At 63.2% G+C, this 19,980-nt stretch carries 22 protein-coding genes; 17 read left to right on the forward strand and 5 right to left on the reverse strand.

Annotated features, from left to right (window positions below):
• Positions 1 to 80: 80 nt before the first annotated feature.
• Positions 81 to 977, reverse strand: a complete 897-nt coding sequence (locus OKW43_RS35510; RefSeq protein WP_187633651.1) for a GNAT family N-acetyltransferase — start codon at positions 975 to 977, stop codon at positions 81 to 83.
• A 340-nt stretch (positions 978 to 1,317) separates the two neighbouring features.
• Here OKW43_RS35510 and OKW43_RS35515 point away from each other — a divergent pair, with 340 nt between their 5' ends.
• The 5 genes from OKW43_RS35515 (at position 1,318) to OKW43_RS35535 (ending at position 7,419) form a co-directional block, all read left to right on the forward strand.
• Positions 1,318 to 2,898 carry an ABC transporter substrate-binding protein gene (locus OKW43_RS35515; protein WP_429453092.1) on the forward strand — a complete coding sequence of 527 codons (1,581 nt, stop codon included), beginning with the start codon at positions 1,318 to 1,320 and terminating at the stop codon, positions 2,896 to 2,898.
• A 128-nt stretch (positions 2,899 to 3,026) separates the two neighbouring features.
• A complete protein-coding gene (locus OKW43_RS35520; protein ID WP_429453094.1) occupies positions 3,027 to 3,980 on the forward strand; it encodes an ABC transporter permease in 954 nt (317 codons plus the stop codon).
• Positions 3,977 to 4,969, forward strand: a complete 993-nt coding sequence (locus tag OKW43_RS35525) for an ABC transporter permease (protein WP_429453096.1) — start codon at positions 3,977 to 3,979, stop codon at positions 4,967 to 4,969. The genes OKW43_RS35520 and OKW43_RS35525 overlap by 4 nt, the downstream gene beginning before the upstream one ends.
• Positions 4,969 to 6,927 carry an ABC transporter ATP-binding protein gene (locus OKW43_RS35530; RefSeq protein WP_429453098.1) on the forward strand — a complete coding sequence of 653 codons (1,959 nt, stop codon included), beginning with the start codon at positions 4,969 to 4,971 and terminating at the stop codon, positions 6,925 to 6,927. The genes OKW43_RS35525 and OKW43_RS35530 overlap by 1 nt, the downstream gene beginning before the upstream one ends.
• 129 nt (positions 6,928 to 7,056) lie before the next feature.
• On the forward strand, positions 7,057 to 7,419 hold the full coding sequence (locus OKW43_RS35535; protein ID WP_187633647.1) for a helix-turn-helix domain-containing protein: 363 nt from the start codon (positions 7,057 to 7,059) through the stop codon (positions 7,417 to 7,419).
• Here OKW43_RS35535 and OKW43_RS35540 read toward each other — a convergent pair.
• Positions 7,406 to 7,624, reverse strand: coding sequence for a hypothetical protein (locus OKW43_RS35540; protein WP_429453100.1), 219 nt, complete (start codon positions 7,622 to 7,624; stop codon positions 7,406 to 7,408). The two genes, OKW43_RS35535 and OKW43_RS35540, sit on opposite strands and share 14 nt — an antisense overlap.
• Before the next feature lie 306 nt (positions 7,625 to 7,930).
• Here OKW43_RS35540 and OKW43_RS35545 point away from each other — a divergent pair, with 306 nt between their 5' ends.
• The 3 genes from OKW43_RS35545 to OKW43_RS35555 all read left to right on the forward strand — a co-directional run bounded on the left by OKW43_RS35545 (position 7,931) and on the right by OKW43_RS35555 (position 9,434).
• On the forward strand, positions 7,931 to 8,449 hold the full coding sequence (locus tag OKW43_RS35545) for a phasin family protein (RefSeq protein WP_429453102.1): 519 nt from the start codon (positions 7,931 to 7,933) through the stop codon (positions 8,447 to 8,449).
• 107 nt (positions 8,450 to 8,556) lie between these two features.
• On the forward strand, positions 8,557 to 8,754 hold the full coding sequence (locus tag OKW43_RS35550) for a hypothetical protein (protein WP_429453104.1): 198 nt from the start codon (positions 8,557 to 8,559) through the stop codon (positions 8,752 to 8,754).
• Positions 8,755 to 8,891: 137 nt separating this feature from the next.
• Complete coding sequence (locus tag OKW43_RS35555) at positions 8,892 to 9,434, forward strand: SRPBCC family protein (RefSeq protein ID WP_429453105.1); 543 nt, start codon at positions 8,892 to 8,894, stop codon at positions 9,432 to 9,434.
• Between the two features lie 53 nt (positions 9,435 to 9,487).
• Here OKW43_RS35555 and OKW43_RS35560 read toward each other — a convergent pair whose 3' ends face one another.
• Positions 9,488 to 10,852 (reverse strand): 2-hydroxycarboxylate transporter family protein, encoded by a 1,365-nt coding sequence (locus OKW43_RS35560; RefSeq protein WP_429453107.1) that lies wholly within the window; start codon positions 10,850 to 10,852, stop codon positions 9,488 to 9,490.
• A 904-nt stretch (positions 10,853 to 11,756) separates the two neighbouring features.
• Between OKW43_RS35560 and OKW43_RS35565 the strand changes: the two genes are divergently transcribed.
• The 4 genes from OKW43_RS35565 (at position 11,757) to OKW43_RS35580 (ending at position 16,108) form a co-directional block, all read left to right on the forward strand.
• Positions 11,757 to 12,770 carry an ABC transporter substrate-binding protein gene (locus OKW43_RS35565; RefSeq protein ID WP_429453109.1) on the forward strand — a complete coding sequence of 338 codons (1,014 nt, stop codon included), beginning with the start codon at positions 11,757 to 11,759 and terminating at the stop codon, positions 12,768 to 12,770.
• Between the two features lie 229 nt (positions 12,771 to 12,999).
• Positions 13,000 to 14,127, forward strand: coding sequence for a porin (locus OKW43_RS35570; protein ID WP_429453111.1), 1,128 nt, complete (start codon positions 13,000 to 13,002; stop codon positions 14,125 to 14,127).
• A gap of 105 nt (positions 14,128 to 14,232) precedes the next feature.
• Positions 14,233 to 15,825 carry a methyl-accepting chemotaxis protein gene (locus tag OKW43_RS35575; protein ID WP_429453113.1) on the forward strand — a complete coding sequence of 531 codons (1,593 nt, stop codon included), beginning with the start codon at positions 14,233 to 14,235 and terminating at the stop codon, positions 15,823 to 15,825.
• A gap of 115 nt (positions 15,826 to 15,940) precedes the next feature.
• The gene (locus tag OKW43_RS35580) at positions 15,941 to 16,108 is read left to right on the forward strand and encodes a hypothetical protein (RefSeq protein ID WP_187633639.1); all 168 of its coding nucleotides are present in this window, start codon (positions 15,941 to 15,943) and stop codon (positions 16,106 to 16,108) included.
• Positions 16,109 to 16,201: 93 nt separating this feature from the next.
• Here the strand turns inward: OKW43_RS35580 and OKW43_RS35585 are convergent, their stop codons facing one another.
• Together OKW43_RS35585 and OKW43_RS35590 are read right to left on the reverse strand one after the other, a co-directional pair.
• Positions 16,202 to 16,411, reverse strand: a complete 210-nt coding sequence (locus OKW43_RS35585) for a hypothetical protein (protein WP_187633638.1) — start codon at positions 16,409 to 16,411, stop codon at positions 16,202 to 16,204.
• Positions 16,412 to 16,438: 27 nt separating this feature from the next.
• Positions 16,439 to 16,684 carry a hypothetical protein gene (locus OKW43_RS35590; protein WP_187633637.1) on the reverse strand — a complete coding sequence of 82 codons (246 nt, stop codon included), beginning with the start codon at positions 16,682 to 16,684 and terminating at the stop codon, positions 16,439 to 16,441.
• A gap of 128 nt (positions 16,685 to 16,812) precedes the next feature.
• Between OKW43_RS35590 and OKW43_RS35595 the strand changes: the two genes are divergently transcribed.
• The 5 genes from OKW43_RS35595 to OKW43_RS35615 all read left to right on the forward strand — a co-directional run bounded on the left by OKW43_RS35595 (position 16,813) and on the right by OKW43_RS35615 (position 19,928).
• The gene (locus OKW43_RS35595; RefSeq protein WP_187633636.1) at positions 16,813 to 16,998 is read left to right on the forward strand and encodes a hypothetical protein; all 186 of its coding nucleotides are present in this window, start codon (positions 16,813 to 16,815) and stop codon (positions 16,996 to 16,998) included.
• Positions 16,995 to 17,315: a hypothetical protein gene (locus tag OKW43_RS35600; protein ID WP_187633635.1), complete on the forward strand. Its 321-nt coding sequence runs from the start codon at positions 16,995 to 16,997 to the stop codon at positions 17,313 to 17,315. The genes OKW43_RS35595 and OKW43_RS35600 overlap by 4 nt, the downstream gene beginning before the upstream one ends.
• 176 nt (positions 17,316 to 17,491) lie before the next feature.
• Positions 17,492 to 17,677, forward strand: coding sequence for a hypothetical protein (locus tag OKW43_RS35605; RefSeq protein WP_187633634.1), 186 nt, complete (start codon positions 17,492 to 17,494; stop codon positions 17,675 to 17,677).
• Complete coding sequence (locus OKW43_RS35610; protein ID WP_429453117.1) at positions 17,674 to 19,299, forward strand: response regulator; 1,626 nt, start codon at positions 17,674 to 17,676, stop codon at positions 19,297 to 19,299. Before OKW43_RS35605 ends, OKW43_RS35610 begins: the two co-directional genes overlap by 4 nt.
• Positions 19,296 to 19,928 (forward strand): response regulator, encoded by a 633-nt coding sequence (locus OKW43_RS35615; RefSeq protein ID WP_187633632.1) that lies wholly within the window; start codon positions 19,296 to 19,298, stop codon positions 19,926 to 19,928. Before OKW43_RS35610 ends, OKW43_RS35615 begins: the two co-directional genes overlap by 4 nt.
• Positions 19,929 to 19,980: the final 52 nt, after the last annotated feature.

A 19,980-nucleotide genomic window follows, 5' to 3' on the forward strand; every position in this document is an offset into this window, starting at 1 on the left:
CCGTACGTTCGCGGCCGCGTGAGACTCGACGAAAGGCGTTGCATCGCGGTTGTTTTTTATCGCGTGCAGTTTTGCCCGCGTCAGGTCAGCGACTGCGTGATCACCGCAAACTGATGCAGCGAGTCGTCGGCGCGCTCGGGCTCGGGCTCGGAAATGGGCTGAGCGGATGCGATCCGCCGCATCCTGACGACCGTGTCCGAACGTGCGAGACCGAGGCCGGTTAGCCAGGTTCGCAGGCCGTGCCCGTGCGGCACGTCGATGCGCACCAGCGCGCCTTCGTTCAGCGCGAGCCAATGGCGGATCAGCGCCTTGGCGTGCACGCCGTCCGGGCTCGTACCGGCGACCACGGGGCCGATCAGGAAACCGCGTCCGAAGCGGCGGAACAGCGAGAAGCCGAGAAGTTCGCCGTCGCGATCGAGCGCGATACCGTCGGCCAGTTCGAGCAGCGGTGGCAGCACGTGGCTGCGGTCGAGACCGCTCGCGCGCGATGCCAGCGCGACCAGTTGCCCGGCATCGCTCGCGCCGAGCGGGCGCAGCCGCTCGTTGGCGGCCAGCGCGACGAGCGGCGGACGGAACGCCGCGCCCTGCATCTGGTCGAGTGCGCCGCAGACCTCGAAGCCGAGCGCGTCGCACAATGGCCGCGCAGCCTCGGTCGCATAGAGCGTGATGTCGCGCTTGCCAAGCTCGTCGAGCGCGTGCGCGAGCAGCGTGCGGCCGATACCCACGCCGCGATGCTCCGGCGCGACGATCAGCATGCCGAGCGTCGCCTGATCCGCGCCGAACTTCCAGCACACCACGGTGCCGATCAGCGCGCCTGCCGTCTCGGCGACGAAACCGATTCCGGTGTGCGCGGAGAACCCCCAGTCTTCACGGCGGTGCGACCAGCCGATCGCGGCGGACAGCCGTTGGGCAGCGGGAAGGTCGTCGGCTGTCAGGCGTCGGTAGGTGAAAAGTGCGTGCGTGGTTGAGTCGGACACGGGGCGCTCCGTGATTAGTCGGCCGTGCCGCGACTGTTGCACGTTGTTCGCCCATTGAATAGCACGAACTTCTCATCGTCGGGCGTGCCGCGCACCGCAGAAGTGCCGCTGCGCCGGGTTCGCGAATCAGGGTCAACGCCAGGGGCGGCAAATCATGCTGTTTGGACCACTCAAAACCATGTTTTCGAATGGTCGAATCCACCGATACGCGATCAACGCCATTTTTGGCAGTGCTTAAATCGATTCATTCAGTGCCGCCGCGCCGCGACCAGCACGCGGAGCGCCGTCGAACACCAATGCTGGATATCCCGCGGTCAATCACGAGTGAGGAGCAGTTAGCATGTACGACGACGAAATCAGAACGGGCGGTTTCAGCCGCCGCGACATGATGCGTTTGCTGGCCGCCGGCGGCATGCTCGCCACCGGCGCGGGGGGCCTGCTTGCGGGCGCTCGCCCGGCACTCGCGGCAGCCACGCCGAAGAAAGGCGGCAAGATCCGGGTGGCCAACGACGCCTCGTCGACCGCTGACACGCTCGACCCGGCCAAGGGTTCGGCAGGCGCCGATTACATCCGCTTCTTCATGTTTTACAGCAGCCTGACGCAACTCGACGGATCGCTGACGCCGAGGATGAATCTCGCCGAAGCGGTCGACAGCAGCGATGCGAAGGTGTGGGTGATCAAGCTGCGCAAGGGCGTGACCTTCCACGACGGCAAGGCGCTCGCGCCCGCCGATGTCGTCTACTCGCTGATGCGTCACAAGGATCCGGCAACGGCTTCGAAGGTGAAGACGCTGGCCGAGCAGTTCGTAGAGGCGAAGCAGACCGGCCCCAACGAAGTCACGCTCACGCTCGCGTCCGCCAACGCGGACCTGCCCGTGATTCTCGCCACGCCGCAATTCGTGATCGTCAAGGACGGCACGACGGACTTCACGACGGCCGTCGGCACCGGCCCGTACAAGCTGAAGACGTTCAAGCCCGGCGTCTCGACCGTCGGCATCCGCAACGACAGTTTCTGGAAGACCGGCGGCGGCCCTTACCTCGACCAGATCGAGCTGATCGGTATCGGCGATAACGCGGCACGGGTGAACGCGCTGCTGTCCGGCGATGTTCACCTGATCAATTCCGTCGATCCGCGCGCGACGCAGCGCATTGCCGCGACGCCGGGCTATGAGGTGCGCGAGACCAAGTCGGGTCTCTATACCGATCTGATCATGCGCCGCGACAATCCGCTGACCGGCAACCCCGATTTCGTGCAGGCAATGAAGTATCTGTTCGACCGTGACCAGATCCGCACCGCGGTGTTTCGCGATTATGCGGTGATCGGCAACGATCAGCCGATTCCGCCCGGACACCGCTACTTCAATGCGTCGCTGCCGCAGCGCCCGCACGATCCGGACAAGGCGAAGTTCCACTTCCAGAAAGCCGGAGCGATCGGTACGACGCTGCCGCCGATCTATGCGACCACTGATGCGAACGGCTCGGTCGAGATGGGTGTGCTGCTGCAGCAGTCCGCCGCGAAGATCGGCGTGAACCTGAACATCAACCGCGTGCCGGCGGACGGTTACTGGTCGACGCACTGGATGAAGCATCCGCTCGGGTTCGGTAACGTCAACCCGCGTTCGAGCGCCGATGTGCTGTTCACGCAGTTCTTCAAGTCAGACGCGCCGTGGAACGAGTCGGGCTGGAACAACCCGAAGTTCGACCAGTTGCTGGCCGCCGCCCGCTCGGAAACCGACGATGCGAAGCGCAAGCAGATGTACGGCGACATGCAGGTGCTGGTATCGGAGCAGGGCGGCATCGGCATTCCGACCTTCCTGAGCCTGCTCGATGCGAACGACAAGCACCTGCAAGGGCTCCAACCCGTGCCCACCGGCGCGATGATGGGCTTTAACTTCGCCGAGTACGTGTGGTGGAACGCGTAACCCACTGAAGCGCGCGCACGCGCCGGGCGGCCCGCGCCGCTCGCCGCGGGCAGCCGCGACGGCGATGAGCGGCACGGCGCGGCAACGAGCCGTCGTGCCCCCAACCCTCAACCGAGGAGGTCATGCCAATGAACGGGAATATCGCCCAGTTGATCGGCCGGCGTGTCGCCGTCACTGCGCTGACGTTGGTGATCGTCTCGATCATCATTTTCGTGATCACCAACCTGTTGCCCGGCGATGCCGCGCAGGCCGCACTCGGCCAGTCGGCGACGGCCGAAACGGTCGCGGCGCTGCGCCAGCAGTTCGGTCTCGATCAGCCGGCTTACCTGCGGTACTTCCATTGGCTCGTCGGTCTGCTGCACGCGAACTTCGGTGTGTCGCTGTCGAACAATCTTCCGGTCTCCGAACTGATCGAAGGGCGCTTGCCGAAGTCGCTGACCCTCGCGGCGATCACCACCGCGGTGTCGGTACCGATCGCGGTGTCGGCGGGCATTCTCGCGGCAGTCAAACGCGAGTCGCTGATCGACCGTATCGTGAGCCTCGGTACGCTGTCGCTCGTTGCCACACCCGAGTTCCTGATCGCGACGCTCGCGGTGCTGGTGCTGGCCGTCAAGCTGCACTGGCTGTCCGCGCTGTCGTACAGCGGTGACATCGACAACCTTCACGACTTTCTGCGCGCGTATGCGATGCCGGTCGTCACGCTGTGCGCGGTCGTGATTGCGCAGATGGCGCGCATGACGCGCGCCGCGGTGATCGAGCAGCTCAGTTCCTCGTATGTGGAAATGGCGATGCTGAAGGGCGCGAGCCCCGCACGCGTGGTATTGCGCCACGCACTGCCGAATGCGATCGGGCCGATCGCCAACGCGATCGCGCTGAGCTTGTCTTATCTGCTTGGCGGCGTGATTGTCGTCGAGACCATCTTCAACTATCCGGGCCTCGCCAGCCTGATGGTCGACGCGGTCAGCAACCGCGACTTCCCGCTCGTACAGGCCTGTACGCTGCTGTTCTGCCTCGGCTACCTGCTGCTCGTGCTGCTAGCCGACCTGTGCGCCATCATCTCGAACCCGAGGCTGCGGACATGACGATTCTTCGACCTTCTTCCGATTCGTCCCAGCGGCTCGGCGCGCTCGAACCGGTGCAGCGCAACAGCACGTTACCGCAGGGCGCGGAGCCGCCAAGATCGTGGCGCGGCGGAGGCAGCCCGGCGCCTCGGCCGGCGCGCCGTCGCAGCGTCGCGCAACGCATGAATCTGTCGACCGGCGGCTGGATCGGCCTGGCGATGGTGACGAGTGCGCTGTTCGTCGCGGCGTTCGCGCCGTGGATCGCGCCGCACCCGGTCGGCGCGATCGTCACGCCCGACGTATTCGCTGGCTTCAGCGCGAAGCTGCCGCTCGGCTCCGATTACCTTGGCCGCGACATGCTGAGCCGCATCATCTACGGCATGCGGCTGACGGTCGTGCTGGCGCTTGCGGCGGCGCTGCTCGCGGCGCTGACGGGCACGATGCTGGGGCTGCTCGCGGCCGTGGCCGGCCGCCGTCTCGACGAAACCATGAGCCGGCTGCTCGATGCGGTCACGTCGATTCCGTCGAAGATGTTCGCGCTGATGATCGTGGCCGCGTTCGGCTCGTCGCTGCCGTTGCTGATCGGCACGGCGGCCGTCAGCTACATGCCGGGCTCATACCGGATCGCCCGCTCGCTCGCGGTCAATATCGGCACGCTCGAATACGTGCAGGTGGCCCGGGCGCGCGGCGAAAACGCGTTCTACATCGCGTGCTTCGAGATGCTGCCGAACATGCTTCACCCGATGCTCGCCGACACCGGACTGCGTTTCACGTTCGTCGTGCTGCTTCTGAGCAGCCTGAGTTTTCTCGGTCTCGGTGTGCAGCCGCCGTATGCCGATCTCGGTTCGCTGGTGCGCGAGAACATGGCCGGCCTCGGTGACGGCGTGCCCGTGGTGATTCTGCCCGCGATCGCGATCGCGGTGCTCACGGTCGGCGTGAACCTGCTGATCGACGGACTGCCGCATCGGGGCCGCCGCAAGAGCATGCCTGACGCCGATGGAGGTCATTGATGAAGGCAGCTCTTTTCAGACGCGCCGATGCGGCCTTGACTGCCGTCCCGGAGACCGCGCCGCTACCGTCGTCCAATCTGGTCGAAGTCCGGGGTCTGCGCGTGGTGGGAAGCCGTCCCGGCGAGCCTGATACGACGATCGTGCATGACATCGACTTCGAGATCGCGCGCGGCGAGGTGCTCGCCTTGATCGGCGAATCGGGCTCGGGCAAGACCACGATCGCGCTGTCGCTGATGGGCCATGCCCGCAGTGGCTGCCGCATCGCGGGAGGCGCGATCCGGGTCGCCGACACCGACGTGCTCGGGCTCTCGCCGAAAGCGCTGGAGCGATTGCGTGGCCGCAAGGTCGCCTATATCGCGCAAAGCGCGGCGGCCGCGTTCAATCCGGCGCGCACGATCATGGACCAGGTGATCGAAGGCGCGCTGATTCACGGTACGCTCGGCAAGCGCGCCGCGCAGGCCAAAGCGGTCGAACTGTTTGGCGCGCTCGCGTTGCCGGACCCGCGCACGATCGGCCGGCGCTATCCGCACCAGGTGTCGGGCGGCCAACTGCAGCGGCTGATGGCGGCAATGGCGCTGATCACCGACCCCGCACTCGTGATCCTCGATGAACCGACCACGGCGCTCGACGTCACCACGCAGATCGACGTGCTGCAAGCGTTTCGCGGGGTAATCCGGCAATGCGGGATGACCGCCGTGTACGTGTCCCACGATCTGGCGGTGGTTGCGCAGATGGCGGATCGCATCGTGGTGCTGAGCAACGGTGAAATTCGCGAAACGGGCCGCACCGAGCAGATCCTGCATGCGCCGGCCCATCCTTATACGCAAAGCCTGATTGCTGCGGTGACGCCCGTCGCCCCCGCTGCATCGACCGCGGCCGTGCCGGGCGCATCGCAGTGGGACGCGGCCCCGCTGCTCGAACTGCGCGGCCTGACGGCCGGCTACGGCGGCACGGACGCGAAGGGCTGGCCGCACAAGGTCATTCTGCGCGACGTCGACCTCGCGATCGGCCGTGGCCGGACGGTGGGCGTGATCGGCGAATCGGGTTCGGGCAAAACGACGCTCGCGAAGGTGATCGCGGGGCTCGTGCCGATGGCGCGCGGCACTCTGCTGCTCGACGGTGAGCCGCTTGCCGCGAACCTGAGCCGCCGCAGCCGCGAACAGTTTCGCTGTATCCAGATCGTGTTCCAGAACGCCGACACCGCGCTCAACCCGACGCATTCCGTCGAGCGCACGCTGGCGCGCCCGTTGAAGTTCTATCACGGCATGAAGGGCGAGGCCGCGCGACGCCGCGTCGCCGAACTGCTTGGGCTGGTTCGCCTGCCTGCCGAACTGGCGCAACGGCGTACCGGGGAGCTGTCGGGCGGGCAGAAACAGCGCGTGAATCTCGCGCGGGCGCTGGCCGCCGAACCCAAGTTGATCCTTTGCGACGAAGTCACGTCCGCGCTCGATACGGTGGTCGGCGCGGCCATTCTCGAACTGCTGCGCGATCTGCAGAAAAAGCTCGGCGTGTCGTATCTGTTCATCACGCACGACATCGCCAAGGTGCGTGCGATCAGCGACGACATCGTCGTGCTGTACGCGGGGCACCGCGTCGAGGCGGGCAACCGCGACGCGTTGTCGGCGCCGCCGTACCATCCGTACTCGCATCTGCTGGTGTCGTCCGCGCCGGAACTGCGCGCCGGCTGGCTCGAAGAAGCGGGCGAGCGCTGTCATCAGACGCTGCCGCCGATCGGCGAGCAGGCTCACGAGCCGCAGCTGTGCACGTTTCTCGCGCGATGCCCGCTGCGCGTCGATGGTGTCTGCAATCTCACGCCGCCGGTCGCGCGCACGCTCGCGAGCGGCGCGCAGGTGCTGTGCCATCGCAGCGAAGCGGAACTGGAGCAATACCAGAACGGGCCGCCCGACGGCGCCACGGCGGCGGGCCGGCTCGCTCAGTCTGTGACGCTGCGAGTCTGATACCGAACTCGCGCTATGCGATGTCTACCGTGTCGTGCTTGCCGGCCATACCGCGATGACGGCATCTGCGTCGCCGAATCCGTGTCGTCGGAGCGGGGCGCCTGACATGGTGGCCCGAAGGGATACGACATGACTGGAGTCTTCGACTACGCCGCCAGCGATACGACAGTGGTGATGTCGCGCGCGATCAGGCGGGCTGTGGCCTTTATCGAAAGCTCGTTCGCGCAGCCGGTCAGTCTTGCGACGCTCGCGGCGACGGCCGGCTTGAGTGTCTCGCGCTTCGCGACGCTGTTCCGCAAAGAGGTCGGCATCTCGCCGCATCGCTACGTGTGTATGGTGCGGATCCGACACGCTAAACGGCTATTGCGCGACGGCGTCCCGCCGTGCGAGGTCGCTGCCGAAGTCGGGTTTTTCGATCAGAGTCACCTTGGCCGACATTTCCGGCGCGCGGTCGGTGTGACGCCGGGGCATTTCGTCGCTACTGCTCGATGAACATGCGCCACTCCGGGAACTGCTCGAAGAAGCTTTCGCTCACATAGACCTGATAGAGGATGGGCGTACTCGTCTTCGACCCGGTACCGGACTCACCGAACATGGAAAGCCCTGGGTCAATGCCGCTGGTGCTCGCCCAGACAGTCAGATCGTCTAGCAGGTCGCCAGCTTCGTCGCACGGCACTCGCAATTTGATGGGCTTCATCGCCATTCCCGTCGATCGTCAACATCATCGGATCAACATCATAATCGAAGCATCCGATAAGTCACACGCCTGCCTACGCCTGTCGCTCGGCCGCTCGCGCGCGGAGCCCACTCAACACAGGCGTCCATTTCCCATATATTGGGGAAAATCCCTGGCTCTTAGAACTGATAATCGGACTTAACAAAGTTAGAATAACTGCTCTAGGCGGCGTAAGACCGTCCGTCCGGCCAACGGCCCGGTGTGGAAACACCGTTCGAATTGCAGTGGCAGCGGCCGCCGTGTCAGCGAGAACCTGAGAGAGATCACGTGAGCACCACTCAAGAGATGCTATTTGCCGTATCTGTTCCGACCACCGTGTCGCAACTGCCCGACCAGTTCGTTGCCGGCCTTTGCGCGCTGATACGGCTGAACGTCGATACGTGCAGTTCCGCGGCCACAAGTGCCGCGCTGCATTGGGAAAGCGTATTGCGCGCCCAGACGCCTGAACAGTTCGTCAGACGTCAGGCCGATGTGATGCCCTGGCTTGCCCTGCAGTTCGCCGGATACACGCGCGGTTGGATGGACATCGCGTCGGAAATGACCAGGCCGCGCCACTCCGGCCGCAATCACGACGATGCGCATGAGCCCCAGGCGGACACCACGCCCGCTCGCATGTCGGCCTGCACAACGGGCGTGCCGCTGGAGGTGCAGCCCGATGACGAGTCTGTCGCCGAGCCTCACGTACGGGCAATGGTCCGTGACATTCTCGCGCGCGTCGCAAAGCCGACCCCTGATACGCCGAAACGCCGAAGTCCGCCGCGTGCGCGTCGCTCGTCGACCCGATAGGCGACAACCTTCCACACAACCTGCCGGGTTCGGTTTTCGCGTCCTGCCGATGCAGCCGTGACCGGATCTGGTTTCGCGTTCTTCGTTCCAGCCGGGAGGTAAACGACATGTTGAGCCCGCACGAAGTGGCCACGTTGTTGCTGTTGAAGGATGCGCCTGAACGGATTGATTCGGACCGTGCAGAGCTTGGCGCGCTCCGCGCACTGCAGTTGATAGCGAACGAGCCAGTCGACTCGGGCTTGCGCTTTCCTCGCGTGACGCCGCGTGGCGATGCCGTGTTGCGTGCGCTTGCACGGGTACGTTGACCGGTGCAGGGGCGACGGATTGAGATGACCTGTTCTCGTTGGGCGTGCTGCGTTCGCGGGCGGTCGCGATCCGGGGTGCGTCCCGCTTGTTAGCGGCACGCCTGTCTCCGTGTGCTCGGTACTTCACAGAGTCGTAGATGAAATCGCCCTTGCGATGGATCGGTGCGATCCTGGCAGCCTTTGTGGTCATCGCGCTGCTTGCCCTGCGGCTGCCTGAGTTCGTCAACCTTACGACGAAGATTGTCACCGGCATCTCGATCGAGCGACCGGACGCGGTCGTTTTCGACTACGTGACGACACCCTCGCACTGGCCCGATTGGCACCCATCGTCGCTATCGGTAACAGGGGCGACCGATCACTCGTTAAGCGTTGGCGAACAGGTTACGGAAGAATTTCGCGTCGCGGGTCGGCGGGGGAGCGTCGTGTGGACGGTGGCGGCGCGGGACCGTCCGCGCAAATGGGTCATTGTCGGCACCATAGATGGCAAGTCCGCCGGCACAGTGAGCTACACGCTGGCGCCCGCAGCATCCGGGACGCGATTCGAGCGTGAGTTCGTGTACCGCGCACCATCACTTTGGTTTGAGGCGGTGAATGTCATATTCGTGCGCGCGCGAATCCAGCAGGAATCAGACGAGGCAGTCGCGCGACTGAAGCAAGGTTTGGAAACGGGTGCCAGGTAGGGCGGCGAGATGCTCAGCACGCAGGCCGTCGCGCGCCCATGCCCAGTAACGCATCATCCGATATGCGCGAGCACGATCAGCGTCAGCGTAACGACGATCGCGCCGCCGATGCGCGTGGCGATCTGCGCGAAGGGCATCAGTTGCATCCGGTTCGCCGCCGTCAGGATCGCGACGTCGCCTGTGCCCCCCTGGCCGCTATGGCATGCATTCACGATCGCCGTATCGATAGGGTAGAGCTTGAGCCGGCGCGCAACCAGAAAGCCGGTGCCCATCAGTGTCGTCACGGTCGCGACGATCGTCACGATATTGGCGAACGTGAACGCAGCGATCAACTTGTCCCATGGCGTCATCGCGACGCCGATCGCAAACAGCAGCGGATACGTCACCGCGGTCGAAAAGAACTTATAGACGACGAATGCGCCCTCCTGTAACTGCGGCGAGACTGCGCGCGCCAGCTTGACCAGCACCGCGAGAAACAGCATGGCAACCGGGGCGGGCAGACCGAAAAGATTGCGGCACATCAAGCCGAGCAGGTACAGCGTGATCGCCGTGATGCCGGCCGCCGCGATATGCGTCACGTCGATATGACCGCGAATCTCCTCCTGGACAGGGTCCATTTCGTCGCTCTCGCCGGGTTGCAGGCGCCCCTCGCCGGTGAGATGAGGAAAGCGTTTGCCGAGCATGTCGAGCGCCCCGGCCAGAACGATGGCGGTGAGGCTGCCGAGCATCACCGGCGGCAAGACCTGTGCAAAAAGCTCGCCCTGCGGCAGATGCATGATTTCGGAATAGCCCACCGACAGCGGAATCGCGCCTTCACCGACACCCCCCGCCATGATCGGCACGACGATATAAAGCAGCGTATGACGCGCGCCAAGCCCGAATGCCGAGCCGACTGCGATTCCGACGATGCATGCGGCCAGCGAGCCCAGCGCGAGCGGTACGAAGATCTTGAGGAAGCCCTTGATCAGCACGCGCCGGTCCATGCTGAGAATACTGCCGACGATGATCGACGCGATGAACAGATAAAGGAAATTGCTCTGCTTCGTGAACTCGGTCGTGAGGCCGAGAATCGGCTTGGGCAACAGGTGATAGTAAGTCAGCGCGGAAGGCACGAACGTCGCGCAGATCGCGGCCGCGCCGATATTGCGCAGAAGCGGCAGGCGCTTACCCAACTCGGCGCAGGTGAAGCCGAAGAACGCGAGCACGGCGATCGCCATGGAAATCTCGCCCGGCAGCTTGCCCGTCACCGCGAACCCCGTGATTAGCGCAAGCAGAATGAAATAGACCGGCAACGGGATGATGCCGATCCGGTATTCCATCAGCTTCCACCAGCCTTCGGGCCAGAATCGGGTGGCGTTTTCGGACCGCTGAGCGGGCGCCGCCGGTGAGTGCTCCGGCGTAGATGAAGTGGTGGACACAGCATGTCTCCTTGATTGAGCGCGCCGGCAGTGCATGCCGGCCTCGCGTTTCGATACAGTTGAAGTGGGATCCGACGGGTGAACGGCACCGGGATGACGCATCCGCGTCCCGTACCTCAGTCATCGACGTGCCCTGCGGCAATGGTTTGATACTGCAGGCTGAAAGGCGCCCGCGAGCTTACCCGGGCACTACGCGGTGCCGGATCGAATAACGGATCAACTCGGAATTGTTCGCAATGCAGAGCTTCTGCATCATCCGCGTCTTGTGCGTGCTGAGAGTCTTCGCGCCGAAAATACCGCGGAAGCTTCCCCCCGACCGCTTGCATCTTCAACGCTGAGCCACACCTGTCCGTCGCACCGCGCGCAAACGGCGAGCTTTCTCGCATGTGACGCATCCGGACGAACTACGCGTGCACGGTATCCGCATGCTGCGCACGCGTATGTGTACCGCACTTCAGTGAGTGTTTCCATCAACCTTCTCCTGGCCGTCGCACCCGCCGCTTGGCTCTGTAGCAACGGTCGCGACAGTTGGACCGGCAACCCATGCATCCGATCCTTTGCCTTGCTTGCACTGCGACGTCACGCCGCGATTGCACCGATGGTGGGCGCTGAAAGCACGATGGGCACCGCGATCGATGATGGAATTCTAGGAGAGCGCAACCTTCTGAACGCTTTCAGCCACTGCACGTTCCGATGGGGGTTTTCCATGAGAGAACCTGCCGTATTCCACAGTGACCCCGGCACGGACCGCTGTCGTGCTTGCGCGCATAGCGAGGCTCTCTGATGGAAATCCCCTAAATAAAGGTGCTCGCCGTGAAAGCCGAGAGAAGGATTCGCGCTCCCACAATCGCGCCATCGATGCAGACAGGTGGCATTTCGCCGCCGACAATAATGGAGACTCTCGATGCAACCGAAGTTCAGTACGTTTCGTCATATTGCTGTTGCTTCCAGCCTGTTGTTCAGCCTTGCCTCACAGCACGCGTCAGCCGCGGATAGCAGCAAGATCACGATCATGGTGGGCGGCATCACCAAGCTGATCTACCTGCCGGCTCGCCTGACCGAACAGCTCGGGTACTTCAAGGACGAGGGGCTCGACGTTGAACTGCTGTCGCAGCCTGCGGGCGTCGATGCTGAAAATGAACTGCTAGCCGGTGCCGTTCAGGCTGTCGTCGGGTTCTACGACCATACGATCGATCTGCAAACCAAAGGCAAGGACGTCAAGGCAATCGTCGTGTTCGGGCAAGTGCCGGGTGAGGTCGAAATGGTATCGACCAAAGCGGCTGAAACCGTCAAATCGATGGCGGACGTGAAGGGCAAGACGCTTGGTGTGACCGGCCTTGGTTCTTCGACTAGCTTCCTTACGCAATACCTCGCCGGACAGCACGGCATTCAGTCCACTGAATACACGATGCTGCCGGTGGGCGCTGACGCCAGCTTCATCGCGGCGATCAAACAAGGTCGCATCGACGCCGGCATGACGACTGAACCGACCGTCTCGGCCTTGCAGAAGTCCGGCGACGCGAAGGTGCTCGTCGACATGCGTTCGGTCGAAGGCACGAAGGCCGCGCTGGGGGGCACCTATCCGGCGTCGAGTCTCTACGTGCAGGCTGCATGGGCCGATTCGCACAAGGCCGAGGCAACGAAGCTCGCGCATGCATTCGTTCGCACGATGCAGTTCATCCATACGCATAGCGCTGAAGAAATCGCTGCGAAGATGCCCGATGATTATCAGAAAGACAAGCCGCTCTACGTGAGCGCGCTGAAGGCGTCGCTGCCGATGTACACAGCGGACGGCAAGATGCCGGCCGACGGTCCGACCACGGTGCTCAAGGTGCTGTCGGCGTTCAATCCGTCGGTCAAGGGCAAGCAGGTCGAGTTGGGGAAAACGTATACGAACGAGTTTGTCGGCTCGAAATAGGTCGTTGATGTCGCGCGGACAGAAGTATTCCGAATAAGTGGTGCAAGCGTCATTGCGTATATCAGTAGAGTCACTGAGTTGTATAAATGACACGGGAAAGGAGCGTGAAGGATTGGGGTGACTAGCATGACGAATATTCGCATACCGAACCGGTTGCCGGGACCTTGAAACGGACGCAACCGTGAGTAGGGAAAACACAATTTCAACGCAGTAGTTTGAGGAGACGATCTTGAAGAAGAAGTATCTTTCGCTGGCTGTCGCGGTCAGCGCACTCGGGGCAGGGGGCGCACACGCGCAGTCGAGCGTGCAGCTTTACGGCCTGATGGACCTGAGCTTCCCGACTTATCGGACGCATGCTGATGCGAACGGCAATCACGTCATCGGCATGGGCAACGACGGCGAGCCCTGGTTCAGCGGCAGCCGCTGGGGCATGCAGGGTGCAGAGGACATCGGCGGTGGTTCCAAGATCATCTTCCGGCTCGAGAGCGAATTCGTCGTGGCCAACGGCCAAATGGAAGATCCGGGTCAGATTTTCGACCGTGACGCATGGGTCGGTATTGAGAACGACACGTTCGGCAAGATTACGGCAGGCTTTCAGAACACCATTGCACGCGATGCAGCGGCGATCTACGGCGACCCGTATGGCAGCGCGAAGCTGAGGTACGAAGAGGGCGGCTGGACGAACTCGAACAACTTCAAGCAGATGATTTTCTACGCGGCCAGCGCGACCGGCACGCGTTATAGCAACGGCGTCGCGTGGAAGAAACTGTTCAGCAATGGCATCTTCGCCAGCGCAGGCTACGCATTCGGCAACTCGACGAGTTTCGGCTCCAACGCCAACTATCAGGCTGCGCTGGGCTATAACGGCGGCCCGTTCAACGTGTCGGGCTTCTATAGCCACGTGAACCGCGAAGGCAACACGAACCAGTCGTTCTCGGTCGGCGGCAACTATACGTTCGGTATTCTGCGCGCCAATGCAGGGTACTTCCGCTACCTCGGCAATCAGGGCGCGCTGGGTCAGCGTCAGGATAACGCTTGGACGGTGTCGCTCAAGCTGTCGCCGAAAGGTCCGCTCGATTACCAGCTCGGCTATCAGCAGATGCGTGTGAAGAATGCCGCGTACAACACCGACGGCGATATTCCGAACGCGAACATCGGCGCCTTCGATCCGACCTCGGGCTTGCACAACGGTTACAAGGAAACGCTCTACTGGTCCGCGTTTTATCACCTGTCCAAGCGCACTGAAGTGTATCTGGCCGGCGACTACATGAGGCTGCACGGCGGCTATACGGTCGGCACCACGTTCGGCGCGACGAACCAGCTCGAACTGACCACGGGTGTGCGTACCCGATTCTGATCGGGAACACAGCCTCGCAGCGCATCCGTTTCAACGATGTTCTCCAGCTTGCGGCCGCGGACCATTCCGCGGCCGCTTTTTCTTTTCAGCAGGCGAGGGAGAGGCATGTTCAACAACACGACTATCAGAACCGCGCTCACGGTGACCATCGCCGGCTATACAGCCGCGTTGATGTTCGTGATTGCAATATCCGTCGCTGGTTTAAAGACCACCAACGCGGCGCTCGAAAAGATGTTCAGCGAAGAGACCGTTGCGATGCGCCACATCGCCGCGAGCGGCGAGGCACTGTTGAACGTGCGTGTCGATCTCGGCGCCTACGAAACGCTCGTCGCGCAGGGAAAGCCCACTGATGCGGTGCTCGCGCGCGTCCATGCCGGGCTTGCGGACAGCGATCGCGAACTGGCGGCCTATCTCACGCAGCCTGCGTCGAACGACGACGAGAAGGCGCTGACCGACGCGCTGCGCGCAAAGCGCGAGCAGTTGATGAAACAGGTGCTTCTGCCCGAAGTCGCGGCGCTCGATCAGAACGATTTCATCACGTTCCGGACGACGGAACGCCAGGCGCCCGATGCGGTGTTCAGCGACTATAAACGTGCCGAATCTGCGCTGCAGAACCTTCAGATGCAGCGCGAGGAAACCCGCTTCAAATCGGCCCAGCAGCATTTTCGCCTGCTGTGCTGGGTGTTCGCCGCAATCGGGCTTGTCGCGCTGGTGCTTGGCCTGTTCACGCGCTTCATGGTGAAGGCATCGATTGTTCGGCCGATCAACGCGGTAATCCAGCACTTCGAACGAATCGCGGCCGGCGACCTCACGGGGCGGATCGCCGGCGTGCGCGCCAACGAAATGGGTCGGCTGATGGGCGCGCTTGCCCGCATGCAGGAGAGTCTCGTTGCCGCAGTCAGTCAGGTTCGTTCCGGCACGGCGGCAATCGCGCAGGGCGTGCGCGAGATCGCGAGCGGCAATGCCGATCTGTCGACGCGCACCGAACAGCAGGCCGCGACGCTGCAGGAGACCGCCGCGAGCATGGAGGAATTGACGGCGACGGTCAGGCAGAACGCCGACAACGCGCGCGAGGCCAACGCGCTCGCCGAAAACGCGTCGCATACCGCTGCGCGTGGCGGCGAAGTGGTCGATCAGGTCATCGACGTCATCGCCGAGATGTCGTCGGGCTCGAACAGGATCGTCGACATCATTGGTGCGATCGAAGGTATTGCTTTTCAGACCAACATACTTGCACTGAATGCGGCCGTGGAAGCAGCGCGTGCCGGCGACGAAGGACGCGGATTCGCCGTGGTGGCGGGTGAAGTGCGTGCGTTGGCGCAGCGCTCGGCGGCTGCGGCGAAGGAGATCAGGGAACTGATCGTCAGTTCGGTGGAGAAGGTCGAGAAGGGATCGGAATTCGCGATTCGCGCCGGTGCGACGATGGCGGAGATCGTGAGCGCTGCGCGCAACGTGACGCGGATCGTGAGCGAAATCAGCGTGGCTTCGGAAGAACAGTCGCGGGGCATCGAGCAGATCAGCCGCGCGGTGACGCACATGGACAAGGCGACCCAGCAGAATGCCGCGCTGGTCGAGCAGGCCGCGGCTGCTGCGGCGTCGCTGGGAAGAGCAGGCGGGCGCGCTCGACGGCGCGGTCGCGGTGTTCCGGATGACAGAGCCGCTCGCCTCTGCCAGCCTGCGAACCGGGGAGCGGCCTGAGCCAGTTCCCACACTTTCGCTCGCGTGCGCATGACGGGTCGCACGATCTGGTAGTGCAACCTGTGCGGCAATTTAAAGTCCAACCGGACGAGAGTGATGTGCGTGGAGGTGCAACATGAACACTCGAGCGATGCTGCGCGGCATTGCGACCGGTCTGCTCGCCGGGATGGTGCTCTTTGGCCTGGGCGGTTGCGATGCGTTGAGCGGACCGCCCGCGCCGGAATGGCCGGGTCCACACGCACCGTATCCCTTCCCGGACGATGTTCCGCATCGAACCCAGTGATGACAACCACGCACCAGGCGAGTCATCAGGATTGGCCGTCCCTGTGAGCGGTACAGTGTTCCAACAGAAGCACTACTTTGCATCGCTCGCATCTCAATGCACGAGGCCGAAGAATGCAGTCGCGCCTTCGGCTGGCGTCAGTCCCGCCTTGAAATAGCCTTCGAGCCGGTCAGCAATCGCCGTGTCGAGCGTGAAGGGTGGATACACGTAGCCGACCCTGAACGCATGGTCGTACCAGTCGCTGAGCCACGCGCGCAGTTCAATCACGTACTGCGGCAGTGCGTCCGAAGCATCATCGAGCATGTGCGTCTCCGTCGGCTTGTTGAGCGATCAGGCCGCCTTGCGGTCTATTCCCATCGCCGGACGGTGCTGGCCCGGCGGAAATACGTGCCAGGCGCCGTCGGCATGGCGAAAGAAGAAGAGTGAAAATGACCCGGTCGGCCGGTCGATCTGAATGCATACCCGGCGTGTGCCGCCCGAGCGGGTGCGGTCCAACAGGCGCACGCACACCGCCTGGCCCCGCGTCGAGCCAATCAGTTTTTCGACCTGAGAACGCAGCGATCTATTGCCCGCCATGACTTTCCCCGCGATGCACGATGACCCTATGCTATGGCGATCCGTGCGCGCGCCCAATCGGCGGCGGCGGAATGTCGTCTCAGGAAGCGCTGATTTCGGCCGTCAGGATTTCCTGAGCCGAAAGCAGCATGAAGAACGGCACACAAGGGTTTTCGCCCAGCGGGGGCTTCTCTCGCGTGGATCGCATTAAGGATTTCCTGACGCGCGAATCAGAATGTCACACCCCAGTTTTCCAGCACTCGCTGAATGCGACCGAAACTCCGCTGGCGGATGATGTGTGGTCGAAACGAAGTGTCAACCCCAATGCAACATGATGGCCTATCTGTCGGAGCGGGAGAACCTCATCGAACAAGTCAACGCGATCTGTCTGCGGCTGTTCGATACCTGGTGCGAGACGCGCAACGTGACATCGCTTGCGTATTTGATGCACTGTTGGCCGTTGATCGACAGCACGCCCAACGCGCTCAGACACCTGGGCGAAACAATGCGCGATTTGCGGCGCCATCACGCGGATCAACTCGACGAACGCGGCTTTCGCACGCTCTGTGAAATGGCAGATCTGATCGACGAGCTGGTCGGGCGTCCGGCGCGCACGGTCCGGCTGGTGCGCGTGGGCGAAGTGCCGGAATAGCGAACGGATAGCGCAGGCAAAAGCAAAGAAAAGCATGCAGGCAGCGCGCAATGGCTGTGAGGCCGGAGCGCGCGGTGTTTCATCGGACGTTTAAAACCCGGTGAGGACGCGGTAGACCGGGGTTTGGCATCGAGTGCAGAATAGGACACCCACAACGTTGGCACTCGCGGGGAGATATGACTGTCGACAGCTTCTACGCATGGAGTAGCGGACTCCGGTACGTGCGGCGCAACGTGGAGCTGCGGCTGCACGCGGCGGTGCCCGTCTTTAGCTGCGCGATCACGCTGATGCTGACGGAACATCGGTCGGCGGCGATCGTGCAACTCGTTGAGCGGTACCTTGAAAGGAACACCGCATCATGAGCCGTCTCGCCGCTCCAGTTGCGCATACGGGAACGATCCTGATCGTCGACGATACGCCGGCAAATGTCGGCGTAGTCGTCGACAGTCTGGAAGCGCGCGGCATTCGCGTGCTGGTGGCGCTCGACGGTATCGAAGCGTTGGAGCGCGCGGCCTTCTCGCAGCCCGACGTGATCCTGCTCGACGTGAAGATGCCGGGCATCGACGGCTTCGAGACCTGTCGGCGACTGAAGCGCGATGAGCGCACGCGCGATATCGCCGTCATTTTCATGACTTCGCTAACGGGCAACGAAGATCGGGTCGAAGGCTTTTCGGCGGGCGGCGTCGATTATGTAACCAAGCCGTTGCGCGTCGACGAGATGTTGGCGCGCGTTGGCGTCCACCTCGAACTACGCGTGATGCACAAGCAGGTTCTCGCGCAAAACCGGCAACTGCTCGCGGAAGTCGCTGTGCGCAAGGAAACGGAGGCCGCGCTCTCGCAAGCGCGCGACGATCTCGAACGGCGTGTCGCGTTGCGCACCGAAGAACTGGAGCGCGCCAACGCGAACCTGCAAGCGCAGATCGACGAGCGGCGGCGCGCGGAGGCGCGCCTGCAGGCAAGCGAGGCACGCTTTCGCGCGATTGTCGAATCGAGTCCGGTGCCGCTATGCATCACGTCGATGCCGGACGGACGCATCCTGTACACGAACGAGCCGCTGCGCGAACTGTTCGGCATGAAAGAAGGCATGTCGGCCAATATCGCGGATTTCTACGCCGACCCGGGCGAGCGCGAAGACCTGATCCAACATCTGAGGACGGAAGGCAGCCTGCGTAATCTGGAGGTGCAGTTCCGGCGCACCGACGGCACGCAGTTCTGGGCGATGGCGACGGCGCGCGTGGCGACCTACGACGACTCCCCCGCGATATACGTGGGCCTGAACGACATCACGCAGCGCAAGCAGATGGAACAGGAGCTCGTCGAATCGCGCGAGCAGCAGCGTGAACTGTCCGCGTACATGGAGGCGATCCGCGAAGAGGAGAGAAAGCGGATTGCGATGGAGATTCACGACGAACTGGGCCAGTTGCTGACTGCGCTGAAGATGGACGTGTCGCTGCTGAAGATGCGCATCGCGGACGACCCGGAAGCGATAAAAAAAGCCGACGACATGCGCGAACTGGTCGAAGCCACGATCTCGATGGTGCGCAATGTCGCGAGCCACTTGCGACCGGCCGCGCTCAACTTCGGTATCGTGTCGGCGCTGGAATGGCTCGTCGATGAATTCAACCGGCGCAATGCCATTACCTGCAAGTTGCGCATCGAAGGCGGTGAACCCGCTCTGTCGGACGCACATGCGACGGCCGTGTTCCGCATCGTGCAGGCGTCGCTGACCAACGTCGCGCGCCACGCCGAGGCCACGCGCGTGGAAGTGATGCTGACCTCGACGGCGGCGAAGCTCGAACTGCACGTGCGCGACGACGGGCGCGGCTTCGATCTGCAGACGGCTCGCCGCGATTATTCGTACGGCTTGCTCGGCATGAACGAGCGGGCGCGGACGATCGGCGGATCGCTTTCGATCGACAGTGCGCCGGGCGCGGGCACCACGGTTTCGATCAACATTCCGCTCGATGGGGGACCTCGAACATGATCAGGGTACTCATTGCCGACGATCATGCGATTGTCCGTGGCGGACTCCGGCAGATCATCGCAACCACGAGCGATATCATCGTCGCGGCCGAAGCGGCACAAGGGTCGGAAGTGCTCGACAAGCTGCGCTCGTGCGCCGTCGATCTGCTGCTGCTCGACATGACGATGCCCGGCATCAGCGGCGTCGACCTGATCCGGCGTGTGCGGGCCGAGCAGCCCTCGCTGCCCGTGCTCGTGCTGAGCATTCACGACGAGGCCCAGGTCGCGTCGCGCGCTCTGCGCGCGGGTGCAACCGGCTATCTGACCAAGGACAGCGACCCCGAAGTGCTGCTCGCCGCGATCCGCAAGCTGATGGACGGCGGCCGCTTCATCGATCCGAAGCTGGTCGATGCGATGGTCTTCGAAACACCGCGCGGCGACCTGTCGCCGCATGAAGTGCTGTCGGACCGCGAATTTCAGGTGTTGCAAATGCTCGCGGCGGGTAAGAGCATCAACGAAATCGCCGATACATGTGCGCTCAGCGCGAAAACGATCAGTACGCACAAGATGCGGCTGATGCAGAAACTCGGGCTTTCAAACAATGCGGAGATGATCCGCTACGCGATCCGGCACGGATTGATCACCGAGTAGAACGAGACTTGCCCGGTGCGATGCGGGACGGAATCCGGTATCAGGAGCATTC

Source organism: Paraburkholderia sp. WC7.3g (genome assembly GCF_050436345.1).
Classification (GTDB): domain Bacteria; phylum Pseudomonadota; class Gammaproteobacteria; order Burkholderiales; family Burkholderiaceae; genus Paraburkholderia; species Paraburkholderia podalyriae.

What these genes read in the sequence shown, in the direction of transcription:
- OKW43_RS35515 (WP_429453092.1), top strand. Translation starts at nt 1,318, where the DNA reads ATGTACGACGACGAAATCAGAACGGGCGGTTTCAGCCGCCGCGACATG.
- OKW43_RS35520 (WP_429453094.1), top strand. Translation starts at nt 3,027, where the DNA reads ATGAACGGGAATATCGCCCAGTTGATCGGCCGGCGTGTCGCCGTCACT.
- OKW43_RS35525 (WP_429453096.1), top strand. Translation starts at nt 3,977, where the DNA reads ATGACGATTCTTCGACCTTCTTCCGATTCGTCCCAGCGGCTCGGCGCG.
- OKW43_RS35530 (WP_429453098.1), top strand. Translation starts at nt 4,969, where the DNA reads ATGAAGGCAGCTCTTTTCAGACGCGCCGATGCGGCCTTGACTGCCGTC.
- OKW43_RS35535 (WP_187633647.1), top strand. Translation starts at nt 7,057, where the DNA reads ATGACTGGAGTCTTCGACTACGCCGCCAGCGATACGACAGTGGTGATG.
- OKW43_RS35540 (WP_429453100.1), bottom strand. Translation starts at nt 7,624, where the DNA reads ATGAAGCCCATCAAATTGCGAGTGCCGTGCGACGAAGCTGGCGACCTG.
- OKW43_RS35550 (WP_429453104.1), top strand. Translation starts at nt 8,557, where the DNA reads ATGTTGAGCCCGCACGAAGTGGCCACGTTGTTGCTGTTGAAGGATGCG.
- OKW43_RS35555 (WP_429453105.1), top strand. Translation starts at nt 8,892, where the DNA reads ATGAAATCGCCCTTGCGATGGATCGGTGCGATCCTGGCAGCCTTTGTG.
- OKW43_RS35565 (WP_429453109.1), top strand. Translation starts at nt 11,757, where the DNA reads ATGCAACCGAAGTTCAGTACGTTTCGTCATATTGCTGTTGCTTCCAGC.
- OKW43_RS35575 (WP_429453113.1), top strand. Translation starts at nt 14,233, where the DNA reads ATGTTCAACAACACGACTATCAGAACCGCGCTCACGGTGACCATCGCC.
- OKW43_RS35580 (WP_187633639.1), top strand. Translation starts at nt 15,941, where the DNA reads ATGAACACTCGAGCGATGCTGCGCGGCATTGCGACCGGTCTGCTCGCC.
- OKW43_RS35585 (WP_187633638.1), bottom strand. Translation starts at nt 16,411, where the DNA reads ATGCTCGATGATGCTTCGGACGCACTGCCGCAGTACGTGATTGAACTG.
- OKW43_RS35590 (WP_187633637.1), bottom strand. Translation starts at nt 16,684, where the DNA reads ATGGCGGGCAATAGATCGCTGCGTTCTCAGGTCGAAAAACTGATTGGC.
- OKW43_RS35595 (WP_187633636.1), top strand. Translation starts at nt 16,813, where the DNA reads ATGAAGAACGGCACACAAGGGTTTTCGCCCAGCGGGGGCTTCTCTCGC.
- OKW43_RS35600 (WP_187633635.1), top strand. Translation starts at nt 16,995, where the DNA reads ATGATGGCCTATCTGTCGGAGCGGGAGAACCTCATCGAACAAGTCAAC.
- OKW43_RS35605 (WP_187633634.1), top strand. Translation starts at nt 17,492, where the DNA reads ATGACTGTCGACAGCTTCTACGCATGGAGTAGCGGACTCCGGTACGTG.
- OKW43_RS35610 (WP_429453117.1), top strand. Translation starts at nt 17,674, where the DNA reads ATGAGCCGTCTCGCCGCTCCAGTTGCGCATACGGGAACGATCCTGATC.
- OKW43_RS35615 (WP_187633632.1), top strand. Translation starts at nt 19,296, where the DNA reads ATGATCAGGGTACTCATTGCCGACGATCATGCGATTGTCCGTGGCGGA.